9 protein-coding genes and 1 pseudogene are annotated in these 13,083 nt (G+C 64.3%); 8 read left to right on the top strand and 2 right to left on the bottom strand.

The window, feature by feature from the left end; translation table 11 throughout:
* The first annotated feature begins 10 nt into the window (after window positions 1-10).
* The 6 genes and pseudogenes from ACV229_RS09440 (at window position 11) to rpoD (ending at window position 5,401) form a co-directional block, all read left to right on the top strand.
* Window positions 11-508, top strand: coding sequence for a DUF3237 domain-containing protein (locus tag ACV229_RS09440; protein ID WP_448082850.1), 498 nt, complete (start codon window positions 11-13; stop codon window positions 506-508).
* A gap of 31 nt (window positions 509-539) precedes the next feature.
* Window positions 540-677, top strand: a pseudogene (locus ACV229_RS09445) (SDR family NAD(P)-dependent oxidoreductase); the annotation flags it as partial.
* Window positions 678-717: 40 nt separating this feature from the next.
* Window positions 718-1,122 carry a nuclear transport factor 2 family protein gene (locus ACV229_RS09450; protein WP_448082851.1) on the top strand — a complete coding sequence of 135 codons (405 nt, stop codon included), beginning with the start codon at window positions 718-720 and terminating at the stop codon, window positions 1,120-1,122.
* A 36-nt stretch (window positions 1,123-1,158) separates the two neighbouring features.
* Entirely contained in the window at window positions 1,159-1,881 is a 723-nt protein-coding gene (locus ACV229_RS09455) for a hypothetical protein (protein WP_448082852.1), read from the top strand.
* 151 nt (window positions 1,882-2,032) lie between these two features.
* Window positions 2,033-3,154 (top strand): alkene reductase, encoded by a 1,122-nt coding sequence (locus ACV229_RS09460; RefSeq protein ID WP_448082853.1) that lies wholly within the window; start codon window positions 2,033-2,035, stop codon window positions 3,152-3,154.
* A 258-nt stretch (window positions 3,155-3,412) separates the two neighbouring features.
* Window positions 3,413-5,401: an RNA polymerase sigma factor RpoD gene (gene rpoD / locus ACV229_RS09465; RefSeq protein WP_448082854.1), complete on the top strand. Its 1,989-nt coding sequence runs from the start codon at window positions 3,413-3,415 to the stop codon at window positions 5,399-5,401.
* Window positions 5,402-5,506: 105 nt separating this feature from the next.
* Here rpoD and ACV229_RS09470 read toward each other — a convergent pair whose 3' ends face one another.
* Entirely contained in the window at window positions 5,507-5,710 is a 204-nt protein-coding gene (locus tag ACV229_RS09470; RefSeq protein ID WP_448082855.1) for a cold-shock protein, read from the bottom strand.
* Between the two features lie 261 nt (window positions 5,711-5,971).
* Entirely contained in the window at window positions 5,972-8,092 is a 2,121-nt protein-coding gene (locus tag ACV229_RS09475) for a S53 family peptidase (RefSeq protein WP_448082856.1), read from the bottom strand.
* Between the two features lie 650 nt (window positions 8,093-8,742).
* On the opposite strand from ACV229_RS09475, the gene ACV229_RS09480 reads away from it, so the two are divergent.
* Window positions 8,743-9,873 carry an efflux RND transporter periplasmic adaptor subunit gene (locus ACV229_RS09480; RefSeq protein ID WP_448083008.1) on the top strand — a complete coding sequence of 377 codons (1,131 nt, stop codon included), beginning with the start codon at window positions 8,743-8,745 and terminating at the stop codon, window positions 9,871-9,873.
* Window positions 9,874-9,885: 12 nt separating this feature from the next.
* Entirely contained in the window at window positions 9,886-13,047 is a 3,162-nt protein-coding gene (locus ACV229_RS09485; RefSeq protein WP_448082857.1) for an efflux RND transporter permease subunit, read from the top strand.
* The last annotated feature ends 36 nt before the right edge of the window (window positions 13,048-13,083 follow it).

Below are 13,083 nucleotides of genomic sequence, written 5' to 3' on the forward strand. Positions count from 1 at the left end.
GCCGATCAACATGAACCCGCTTCCCGCATTCGATGCGCTGCCGGACGTCCTGCAAACGGTGCGCACGCGCCCGCTCTTCGTCATGGCACTCGACGTGAAGCCGCTCGTCGTCGTCGGTGCGACGCCGGGCCCGTTCCGCAGGATCGGTATTGTGCCTTCCGGACGCTTTGAAGGTGAAAGGCTTTCCGGCCACGTGATCGACGGAAGCAGCGACTGGCAGGTCGTCAGAAGCGACGGCAGCGTCACGCTGGACGTGCGGCTCGTGCTGACTACCGACGACGGTGCGGCCATCACCATGCGATATGGCGGCGTGCGCCATGGGCCGCCCGACGTCATCCGCCGCCTCGAAAGCGGCGAGGACGTCGACCCCGCGCACTACTACTTCCGCATCGCACCGACGTTCGAGGCACCCGCCGGCCGCTACGACTGGCTCAATCGCATCGTCGCCGTCGGCACCGGCCATCGCTTTCGCGGCGGGCCGGTTTACAGCGTGTTCGAAGTGCTCTGACTCACATCCTGACAAGTAAGGAAAGCTCATCATGAAACTCGGCGGAAACACCGTGTTCATCACCGGCGGCACGTCGGGCATCGGCCGCGCGCTGGCAGAAGCCTTTCACCAGCGTGGCAACAAGCTCATCGTCGCGGGGCGCCGCAACGCGCTGCTCGACGAGATCGCGAACGGGTAACGCAACACCATCAACCGTTGGAGTTCACATCATGGCTACAGCACTTGAAGAGAAGAACATCGCGCTCGTACTCGACGCGCTTGACACACTGTTCAACAAGAAGGATTACGAGAAAGCGGCCCGGTTCTGGTCGGACGCCTACGTCCAGCACAGCCAGCACGTTCCGGCCGGACGCGACGGGCTGTTCGGCCTCGTGCGTTCGCTACCCGACATGCGTTTCGAATACGACATGGTTGCTGCCAACGGCGACTTCGTCTGGGTGCACAGCCGATACACCAACTCCGCAACACCCACCGCGCTGATCGCCGCGGACATCTTGCGAATCGAGGACGGGAAGCTCGTCGAGCATTGGGACGTGCTGCAAAACGAAGCGCCGCGCAGCGAATCCGCCGGCGGCTATCCGATGTTCGGCGACAAGTTCGCCGACGAGCGGTAACGCTTGCGAAACGCCGCTCCACACGAGGACGACGCAATGAGCACACTACTTGAGCAGGCCGTGCAGGCGCATGGCGGAATCGACAACTGGGCGAAGCTCCGCCACCTGTCGGCAGCACTCGATATCGGCGGAGCCGTCTGGCACCTGAAAGGCCAACCCGACATGTTCCAGGGTATCGAACTGGCCGCCGACCTGCGGCGCCAGCACGTCGCGATCACGTCGCAGGCGGGTGGCTGGCAAGGCACGTTCACGCCGGATGCCGTGCGTATCGACCCGGCAGACGCCCGTGCCACCGAGGAGCGGAGCGCGCCGAGAACGGCGTATCGAGGCCATACCCAGGAAACCCGATGGGACCGCCTGCATGCGCTGTACTTTACCGGCTACGCACTCTGGACATACCTGACCATTCCGTTTCTCTACACGCTCCCCGGTTTCCATACGGAAGAGCTGCCCGAATGGAAGGAGAACGGCGAAGTGTGGCGACGTCTGAAGGTCACGTTCCCGGATTCGATCGCCAGCCACGCGCGCGAGCAGGTTTCCTACTTCGGTGAAGACGGGCTGCTGCGCCGTCACGACTATACGGTGGACGTGATGGGTGGCGCGCGAGGCGCCAACTATGCGTCCGACTACCGCAACGTACGCGGTGTCATGGTCCCGATGTCGCGGCGGGTCTTTGCCTACGACGATGCGGGACAAAAGGTCGACGAGCCCTTGCTGGTGTCGATCGACTTTCGCAGCATCGATTTCCACACTGAATAGCACTCGCTGTGCGTCGGCCCCGACGGTCGTGCCGACACGGCAACGCGTGCCGGGAGATCCGGCGCGTACAGGGCGGCCGGCGCCACTTTCGACGGCGCGCGCTTGTCCAAGCCGCCCGCAGTACATCCTTCAAACTTCGCAGGAAAAGTTCATGAACAACCCAAGCAACCAGCCCTTGCTCGAGCCGATTCGCCTGGGCAACCTCTCGTTACCCAACCGCGTCGTCATGGCGCCGCTTACGCGCATGCGCGCGGCCAATCCGGAGCAGGCCCCGACCCGCCTGCATGCCGACTACTATGCACAACGCGCGTCGGCGGGACTGATTGTCAGTGAGGGGGTTTTCGTGAGCCCCGATGCGGTCGGCTGGGCAGACGTGCCCGGATTGTGGAGCGACGCGCAGGTGCGCGGCTGGAGCGTGGTGACGGATGCCGTGCACCGTGCGGGCGGCCGGATCGTCGCGCAACTCTGGCATACCGGTTCACTCGGGCATCCGGATTTCCACGCCGGAAAGGCGCCGCTGTCCGCTTCCGCGGTCAACCCGCAGCAGCAGAGCGTCACCGCATCCGGCCGCAAGGACACTGTCGTTCCGCGTCCGATGGAAAAAGACGAAATCCGTCGCACCGTCGCCGATTTCGGCCGGGCAGCACGCAACGCGATCGCGGCCGGCTTCGACGGCGTGCAGATCCAGGGCGGGTACCACTACCTGTTCAACCAGTTCCTCAACGTCCGCACCAATCTGCGCACGGACGAATACGGCGGTTCGACGGAGAACCGCGCACGCTTCCTGTTCGAGGTCCTCGAGACGGTGGCCGACGCCGTCGGCGCACACCGAACGGGAATCAAGACGGGGCCGGCGACATCCGAAACAGGGGCGTTCGCGTCGACCGATGAAACCCTTGCCACGTCCGAATACGTGATCGGCCGGCTCAACGATTTCGACCTTTCCCATCTGCTGCTGATGGGCGCAATGGCCGACCTGTCGGCGACACCTCTGGCTGCGCTGGCCGGCGATGGCATGTTCCGCCATTTCCGGGACACCTATCGCGGCAACATCATCGCCAACGTCGATATCGATCGTGCGCGCGGCAATCGGCTGATCGACGCGGGGCTGGTCGACATGGTCGCATTCGGTCGCCCTTTCATCGCCAACCCGGATCTGCCGGCGCGCTTCGCCATCGATGCGCCGCTTGCGGAAGTCGCCTGGCCGACGGTCTATGGCCCGACAGCGGAGGGCTACACCGACTATCCCGCCTTTCAGGCGCTGCCGGCATGACAAGTCGCCACGCCGTTCACGCACATGCCAGCCTTCCGGCATGACAGGGCCGCTCTAGCATATCAATATTGATGTTGCGTCGCACAACGGCGTCCGGTATAATTTCCGGTTCCCCATTCTGCGCGCACCAGAACCCGTGAGAGGCATTCCGGCCTCGACTGTCCGTGCGCCGTCCCACGATTCCGTTCGCACCCCGACAGGTTTGACCAGCCCGTCGCGTCCGCCACGATCGTCGGCCAACCTGTCGAGGAGAATGTATTGGCAAATCCAGTTCGCGACGACGCAACATCCAGCGTGACCACGGTCACGTCAAAGACCACCCGCAGCGCCCCAAAGGGCAAGCCCCAGGGCACCGCAACACCACTGGACGTCGCGTCGCTGGCGCGCCAGGACGAGGAACGCCAACGCCAGATGCGCGCGCTGATCGCGCTTGGCCGTGAGCGCGGCTACCTCACCCACGCCGACATCAACGATCACCTGCCCGACAATTTTGCGCAAACCGCTGCGATGGAAACGATCGTCAGCACGTTCAGCGATATGGGGGTGGCCGTCTACGAGCAGGCGCCGGACGCGGAGACGCTCCTGTTGAACGACGCCACGGCTGCGGTCGCATCCGACGATCAGGCGGACGAGGAAGCGGAAGCGGCACTGTCGACCGTCGATTCCGAGTTCGGCCGCACGACCGACCCGGTCCGGATGTACATGCGTGAAATGGGTGCCAGCGAACTGCTGACCCGCGCCGGCGAAATCGAGATCGCAAAGCGTATCGAAAGCGGCCTGCAGGACATGATTCAGGCGATCGCCGCGTGCCCGTCGGTCGTGTCGACGATTCTTGCCGATGCGGACCGCATCGCTGCCGGCGAACTGCGTATCGACGAACTGGTCGATGGCATCAGCGACGATACGGACGAAAGCGAAGCGACGCCGCAATCCGACGAAGTCGAGGTGGAAGCAGACGCCGCCGACGATGACGCGGACGGTGACGACGTTGACGCGGACGCCGGCGATTCGGAGAAAGCGAACGCAGCCCGCCTCGAAGCACTCACGAACGACAGTCTTGCGATTTTCGCGCGCGTGCGCGCACTGTTCGAGCAATTGCCGGATGCGCCCGTTACTGGCAAAGCGCGTTCCGCAGCCGTTGCGCAAATGCGCGCGGACATCCAGCGCGAGCTCGCGCCGATCCGCTTCACCGCCAAGACGATCGACCGCCTGTGTGCCAGCGTGCATGAACAGGTGACCGAGGTTCGGGCGATCGAGCGCAGCATCCTGGAGATCGCTGTCGACCGTTGCGGCATGCCGCGCGACGCGTTTGTCGAGTCGTTCCCGGGCCACGAGACCGACCTTGAATGGACCAGCCGCACGGCGGCGGCTTCGCGGCAGTTTGGCGCGGCGCTCGAGCGACATCTGCCTGCCATCCAGGCCGGGCAGCAGAAGCTCGTCGACATCGAGTCGCGGGTCTCGCTGCCGCTCCAGCAGCTCAAGCAGATCAACCGTCAGATGAGTGCCGCGGAGTTGAAGATGCGGCAAGCCAAGCGCGAGATGATCGAAGCGAATCTTCGCCTTGTCATCTCGATCGCGAAGAAATACGTGAACCGGGGCATGCAGTTCCTGGATCTGATCCAGGAAGGCAATATCGGCCTGATGAAGGCGGTCGACAAGTTCGAATACCGGCGCGGCTGGAAGTTCTCGACGTACGCGACCTGGTGGGTCCGGCAGGCTGTCACGCGTGCGCTCGCCGATCAGGCGCGGACCATTCGTGTGCCGGTCCACATGATCGAGACGATCAACAAGCTGAACCGGATTTCGCGCGAAATCCTGCAACAGACCGGGCAGGAAGCGCATCCCGCGGTTCTCGCGAAACGTATGGAGATGACCGAGGAGAAAGTGCGCAGCATCCTCAAGATCGCCAAGCAACCCGTGTCGCTCGAAACGCCGGTAGGCGACGATGCCGACGCGACGCTCGGCGACATGATTGAAGATGCCTCGGCGAGTTCACCGGCTGACGCCGCGATTCACGCGAACATGCGCGCCGCGATCGATGAAGCACTCGACGCGTTGTCGCCACGCGAGGCCAAGGTCCTGCGGATGCGATTCGGGCTCGACACGACCTCCGATCACACGCTGGAAGAGGTCGGCAAGCAGTTCGACGTGACCCGCGAGCGGATCCGTCAGATCGAGAGCAAGGCGATGCGCAAGCTGATGCATCCCAGTCGCGCGGACAAGCTGCGGCCCTTTCTCGAGCGTTGAGCCAGGGCGGAGGCGCGCCTCTTTCGACGCCCTGCTCCAGACCTGCAGCGATCATGCATCGGGCTGATCGCTGCGCTGACGGGCCGCGTTCGCGGCGTGGAAACCTTACACCGGCTTGATGTTCGCTGCCTGTTTTCCCTTGGGCCCCTGCTTGACGTCAAAACTGACCTTCTGGCCCTCTTGAAGGGATTTGAAGCCGCTTCCCTGAACTTCGGAGAAGTGCGCGAACAGGTCATCGCCGCCGTCGTCCGGCGTGATGAACCCAAAACCCTTCGTATCGTTAAACCACTTGACGGTACCTGTTGCCATGTTCTGAAAGCTCCACGAAAGCCTGGTTGTAGATGACGTCTCCGGCCTGCGCCGGACGCGCGGCTACCTTGTAACACACGTGAGCCGGCACCGACAATCCAGATCGCATCCAACACCCCAGCCTGTTCAATACTGCCGCTCAATGAAGCGCTCTCGGTTTGTCAATCCGCGCTGGAGCAACGGTTCGTACGCTTCGGATTGACCAGCGCGAGCATCGCGGGATCCGCGACCGAATTCCGCAGCAGTCGAACGACCCGCATTTCACCAATTGTTCACCAGGTTCGTCACATTGACGGTGCCGATGCCGGTCGCGAAGTTCCAGCCGACACCGGCGCCAAAGGCTTTCCGGTAGCTGTTGCTCGCCGTCGAGAGCACGCCGGCGACGGCGCCCGCGCGATAGCAGTTCGTCGATCCCGTACAGTTCACGTCCATGTCGCCCTGCGTGACGTTATAGAAAATGCAGCTGCTGCCGACATTCCTTCCGTTGCTCGAATTGCAGCTGCTGCTGCCGCCAGCCCCATATTCGGTTTTCGCGAGCCGGTAGAGCACCGGATTCGGGTTCCCTTGGCTGGCGTTCTTCTTCTCGTTGACGAGCGCCTGAAATCCAGCCCAGATCGGCGACGCAAACGACGTCCCGCCCGCCCCCGCCCAGCCGCTCGGCGCGCCGGTGCAGGCGACGCCGCCGTCAGCGGTGTCGGAGTCGCAGAACACGTAGAAGTGCCCCCATGTGCCGTTGGCGGCGAATAGCGAAACATCCGGAAGATCGCGCACGAGGTCGGACGGATTGCCGACGAGCGACGTCTGCCAGGATGGCTTCGCGTAGCCCTTGCATGTGCCGCCGACGATGCCTTGCAGGCGCGGGACACCCGTGGCGCAGCCGCTTGGTCCTCCGCTGCCGCTTGCCGTGGTCTGATAAAACAGCACGCCGTACAGGCTGTTGCAAAAGCCGCCACGCCCGTACGTCGTCTTGTAACCGTTTGCTGCGGCGAGCAGCGTGCTCGCGCAGGAATCGTTCCACGGGATTTCGTTGACGTACGACAGCGCCGAGCCGTAGGTCGAGCTGTTGCTCGAACTCCAGTAGGTCGAGTTCGTCCCGGCGTACGTGTCGCCGAAGTCGGTGCCGCCGACCGCCACGTTGTAGGGTGTCGACGCAAGGCCGTTGACGCCGATGCCGTGCGTGGCGCTCGCTGCATTCGGATCGCAGCCGGCTGCCCCCTCGTCGCCGGCCGCCACGAACACGGAAACGCCCTGGCTGGCGGCCTGCTGATATGCGGCGTTGTAGGCCGCGTTGGCGGCCGCGCCATTCTCCGCCTCGCATTCGCTGTAGCTGATGCTGACGATGGCCGGCGCACTCCCGCTGTTGAGCAGGTTCTGAAGTGCGATCAGCCCGCCGAACGTGGTGCTGGTGTCCTTGCACGACGCGACCACGATGGCTGCGCCCGGGGCGGCCGCGCTAGCCCATTCGGCATCGAGCTCGGCTTCCATCTCGTTGCCGGCGACGACACCGGGGTCGCCGCAATTGCCGGGATGGACCTGCGACAACGAGCCTGTTGCATAGCTGGACAAGCCGAAGGTCGAGCGGAATGCGGTCCAGTCCGCAACGCTGTACACGTTCGTATCTTCGATGACGGCGATCGTCTGCCCCTTGCCGGTTATTCCGGCCGAGAACAGCGGCTGCAGGTTGTAGATGGTCGCAAGATCGGCCGGGACGACTGCGTTGTATGTCGACAGCATCGATGTGAACGTATAAGCCCGCCTTGGCTTGAAGTTCGCGTGGGGGGTGAAGTCATGCAAGGACACGACGCCGCGCACGATACCGGCGAGCGCCAGTGGAACGCGCGGGTTGCTCATGTTCGCGAGGTGGGCAATGCCGTTGATATCGAGCTTGTGGATCTCGGTCTGAAACGCGCTGCGAACCTGCTCGGCCGTTCCCGAGAAATCGATCACCATCGCGTTCTTCTGCACGTTGTTGACGGTAAAGCCATGCCGGCCCAGCCAATCCGTGACCACGGCCACATCTTCCCTGGCGGGACCGAACGCGGCCCCGAACTGTTCCGGGGTGAGCCAGCGGTGGGAGTTGGGTGACGTCGGGTCGTAGAGCTGGTCGAGGAACCGATCGAGCGCGGCTTCGGTTTCCGCCGGGCGGTTGAGCAGCAACTGCATGTGTTCCAGAACCAGGTTGTCGTCGACCCGGCCGCGATCGTTGCCGGCCGTTGCCTCCTGACGGAGATTGCCGGGCAATTCCACGGTCTGGCGCTCGTCGACGACCTGGGTGACGAGTCGCGCAGGCGATACCGTTCCTGCCTGGGGCAAGCCAGGAACCATGACGAGCAGAATGCCGAGAAGCGGTATCAGGATTTCCGATTTCAGTTTCGTGAGCATGTTCTTCTCCGGGAAGCCGATTAGCCCTCGTATGCCTTCGTCGTTGGATGCTGCAGTCGCACCGCTCCGGAATGAGCCACGGAGTCGTGTGCAGCGCTAATGGAGCCTGCGTTGAGCGAAGCCCTGCCGGCGACGCGCGCTTTGCCGATGCCAGGCTGGTCGGGTCGCGTCGAGTTCCGGCTCCATCTGCGCGAGCAAGCATCGTCCATGCCATGCACGGGTAACCGAATGATTTGAATGCGGTTTGCCCTTCCCTTGGCACACGAGGTCGAGACAAAAGCACGGAAGTTGTTTCAGTTCCGAAACCAGCCATCGGTGCCGGGAACCCATCGTTCGGACCCGCAAGCCGGACGAGAACTTCGCACTCCATCGGGTTAGCTGCAGATCGCCCCCTTGGCTTGCGCATGCAGGATCAGGCACAACTCTCGCGGGATCGATGTAACCGATGCGCCGGCGTTGACCGCAAGATTGCTTCGTGATTCCCCTTTCGATACGAGTCCGATCGCGCGCCGCGTAAAAGGCGGCCCACTTGGTGGATCCAAGCGCGTCGGACTTTGCTCCGATTTCAAGTCGAGGAGATGTTCGTGCCTGACTCCCAGCGTTATTGCGCGCTGTTGCGCGCGGGATTTTCCTTTTTTGCCGCCACCGCGATGGCCGCCATGCTCTCCGCTTGCAGCAAGGGCAGCGCGCAGACGGGGGCGCCACCGCCAGTCGAGGTCAGCGCGGCTCAGGTCGTGATCAGGACCGTGCGCCAGTGGGACGAATTCACCGGCCGCATCGCCGCCACCGACGCGGTCGAGGTGCGCGCGCGGGTCAGCGGCTACCTCGAGCGCATCGCGCTCAAGGAAGGCGACGAGGTCAAATCCGGCGATCTGCTTTTCGTGATCGATCGGCGCCCGTACAAGGCCGCCTACGACAGCGCGGCGGCGCAGCTCGAACGCGCGCGCGCGGCGGCGCAACTGGCAAGCGCGCAGGACCAGCGCGCGCGGACGCTGATCGCGGCCAACGCGATCTCGCGCGAGGAATTCGACACGCGCCACGCCGGTCTGGCCCAGGCCGACGCCGACGTGCGCGCGGCCGAGGCGGCGCTGGCCACCGCGAAGCTCAATCTCGGCTTTACCGAGGTGCGCTCGCCGATCGCCGGGCGCGTCAGCCGCGCCATGCTGACGGTCGGCAATCTGGTCCAGGCCGATCAGAGCGTGCTGACCAGCGTCGTGTCACAGGACCCGGTCTATGTCTACTTCCAGCTGGACGAACAAACCTATCTGCGCTACGCGGCGCTCGCGCGCAAAGGCCAGCGGCCGGACTTGGCCAATCCGGTGCGCGTCGGCCTCGCCAACGACACGGGCTTTCCCTATTCCGGCACGGTCAACTTCGTCAACAACCAGGTCGACTCGGCCACCGGCACGATCAACCTGCGCGCGGTGGTGCCGAATCCCGACCGCGCGTTTACGCCCGGTCTGTATGCCCGCGTGCAGCTCGAGGGCAGCGCCGAGTTCAGCGCGATGCTGATCGACGACAAGGCGATCATGACCGACCAGGACCGCAAGTACGTCTATGTGGTCGGACCGAAGCACGACGCCCTGCGCAAGGACGTCACGCTCGGCGGCATGGCCGACGGGCTGCGCATCGTGCAGTCCGGGCTCGCGCCGAACGACAGGATCATCGTCGCCGGCCTGCAGAAGATCTTCTTCCCGGGCGCGCCGGTGAACGCCAGCAAGGTGGTGATGGGCGCACCGCCGGCGCCGTCCGCCGCACGGGTCTCGACCGCGGCGAAGTGAGGAAAGCGCCTCATGAATATCTCCAGATTCTTTATCGACCGTCCGATCTTCGCGGCGGTGCTGTCCATCGTGATCTTCGTCGCCGGCCTGATCGCGATACCGCTGCTGCCCATCAGCGAGTACCCCGAGGTGGTGCCGCCCACCGTGGTCGTGACCGCGACCTATCCCGGCGCCAATCCCAAGGTGATCGCCGAAACCGTCTCGGTGCCGCTGGAGGAGCAGATCAACGGCGCGGATCACATGATGTACATGAAATCGGTGGCCGGTTCCGACGGCGTCCTGCAGTTGACGGTCACGTTCGAGCCGGGCACCGATCCCAGCCAGGCCCAGGTCGACGTACAGAACCGTGTGGCCCAGGCGCTGTCGCGCCTGCCGTCGGAAGTGGTCGCGCTTGGCGTGACCACGCAGAAGCAGTCGCCGACCTTTGCCGTCATGGTCACGCCGTACTCTCCGGACGGCCGCTACGATGCGCTCTACCTGCGCAACTACGCGAACATCAAGATCAAGGACGAACTCGAGCGCCTGCCCGGCGTCGGCCAGATACGCATGTTCGGCGGCGGCGACTACGCGATGCGCGTCTGGATCGATCCGAACAAGGTTGCCTCGCGCGGCCTGACCGCGGGCGATGTGGTTCGCGCGATGCAGGATCAGAACGTCCAGGTCTCGGCCGGCCAGCTCGGCGCCGAACCGATCAAGGGCGGCAGCGATTTCCTGATCGCCATCAATGCCCAGGGCCGCCTGCAGACGGCCGAGGAGTTCGGCAACATCGTGCTCAAGACCGGCGCCAACGGAGAGGTCGTGCGCCTTGCCGACGTGGCGCGCGTCGAGCTCGGCGCCAGCGACTATACGTTGCGGGGCGCGCTCGACGCCAGGTACACGACGGCGATCGGCGTCTTCCAGGCACCGGGCGCCAACCTGCTGGACGTACGCGATGCGGTGATCGCAAAGATGGACGAGCTGGCCAGGCAGTTCCCGCCCGGCATGACCTACCGCTCCGACTACGACAGCACGATCTTCGTGCGCGATTCGATCAAGGCCGTGGTGCACACACTGGGCGAGGCGATCCTGCTGGTCGTGCTGGTGGTGATCCTGTTCCTGCAGACCTGGCGCGCGTCGATCATTCCGCTGATCGCGGTGCCGGTGTCGGTGATCGGCACCTTCGCCGTGCTGTATGTGCTCGGCTTCTCGATCAACACGTTGACCTTGTTCGGCCTCGTGCTGGCGATCGGCATCGTCGTCGACGACGCGATCGTCGTGGTCGAGAACGTCGAGCGCAATATCGAGGAAGGGCGCTCACCGCTGGAAGCCGCACACCAGGCGATGAAAGAAGTTTCCGGGCCCATCGTGGCAATTGCACTGGTGCTGTGCGCGGTGTTCGTGCCGATGACCTTCCTGACCGGCGTCACCGGTACCTTCTACAAGCAGTTCGCGGTGACCATCGCGATTTCGACGGTGATCTCGGCGATCAACTCGCTGACCTTGTCGCCGGCGCTCGCGGCCAAGCTGCTGCACGCTCACGGCGCCCCCAAGGACGCCATATCGCGCGGGATCGAGCGCACGTTCGGCTGGCTGTTTGGTCCATTCAACCGTTTCTTCAAGGCCGGTTCGGACAAATATCAGGGCTCGGTGTCGCGCATCCTCAAGCGCCGCGGCGTAGCGTTCGCGGTCTACGCGGTGCTGCTCGCGGGCACCGGCCTGATGTTCGACAACGTGCCTCGCGGCTTCATCCCGACCCAGGACAAGCTCTACCTGATCGCTGGCGTGAAACTGCCGGAGGGCGCGTCGATCAGCCGCTCCGACGCGGTCGTGAAGCAAGTGGTCAACATGGCCCTGGGGACCGAAGGCGTGGCTCACGCGGTTTCGTTCGCCGGCCTGAACCCGACCCAGTTCACCAACACGCCGAACTACGCGATAGCCTTCGTGATCCTGAAGAGTTTCGACCAACGCCACGTCAGCGCCAAGCAGATAGCCGACGTGATCCAGGCCAGGCTCAACACGATCAAGGAAGGCATGGCCTTCGTGATCATGCCGCCGCCGATCCTCGGCCTCGGCAACGGTGCCGGCTATTCACTGTTCGTCGAGGATCGCGCCGGCAGCGGCTACGGCGTGCTGCAGCAAGGCGTGGGCGCGCTGCAGGGTGCGTTGATGAAGGTGCCCGGCATGGGATTCCCGTTCTCGGGTTACCAGTCCAACGTGCCGCAGCTCGACGTGAACGTCGATCGCGTCAAGGCCAAGACCCAGGGCGTGGCGCTGAGCGACCTGTTCGAGACCTTGCAGGTCTATCTCGGCTCGAGCTACGTCAACGATTTCGATCTGTTTGGCCGCACCTGGCGTGTGTATGCGCAGGCCGACGGCGACTACCGAAAAAAGGTCGAGGACATCGGCAACCTGAAGACGCGCAACGCGCAGGGCCAGATGGTGCCGATCGGCTCGATGGTCAACATAAGGCAGAGCTACGGCCCCGATCCGGTGCTCCGTTACAACGGCTATCCGGCCGCCGATTTCGTCGGCGAGGCCAACCCCGCCCTGCTGTCCTCCGCGCAAACGATGGACAAGATCACCGAGGTGGCCGCAAAGGTGCTGCCGAACGGCATGAGCTTCGAGTGGACGGACCTGAGTTTCCAGGAAGCCACCCAGGGCAAGGCCTCGTTACTCGTGTTCCCGGTCGCGATCCTGCTGGCCTTCCTCGTGCTCGCTGCGCTGTACGAGAGTTGGGTGCTGCCGCTCGCGGTGATCCTGATCGTGCCGATGTGCATGCTCTCGGCGCTGGCCGGGGTCAAGCTGTTCGGCGGCGACAACAATACCTTCGTGCAGGTCGGCCTGGTGGTGCTGATGGGCCTGGCATGCAAGAACGCGATCCTGATCGTGGAGTTCGCGCGCGAGCTGGAATTCCAGGGCTCGGGCATCGTCGAAGCCGCGCTGGAAGCCTGCCGCCTGCGCCTGCGCCCGATCGTGATGACCTCGGTGGCCTTCATCGCCGGCACCGTTCCGCTGGTGCTGTCGCACGGCGCCGGCGCCGAGGTTCGCGCGGCCACCGGCATCACCGTGTTCGCCGGGATGATCGGCGTGACCCTGTTCGGCCTCTTCCTCACGCCGGTGTTCTACGTCGGCCTGCGCAAGCTGTCCGGCCGCAAGCTGGCCCAGCATGGCAAGGGCAGCATGGCGCACGGTTGATGTCGGCCGACGTGCCGATCGGCGCCGGGAGCGCGC

Source organism: Burkholderia sp. MR1-5-21 (genome assembly GCF_053427715.1).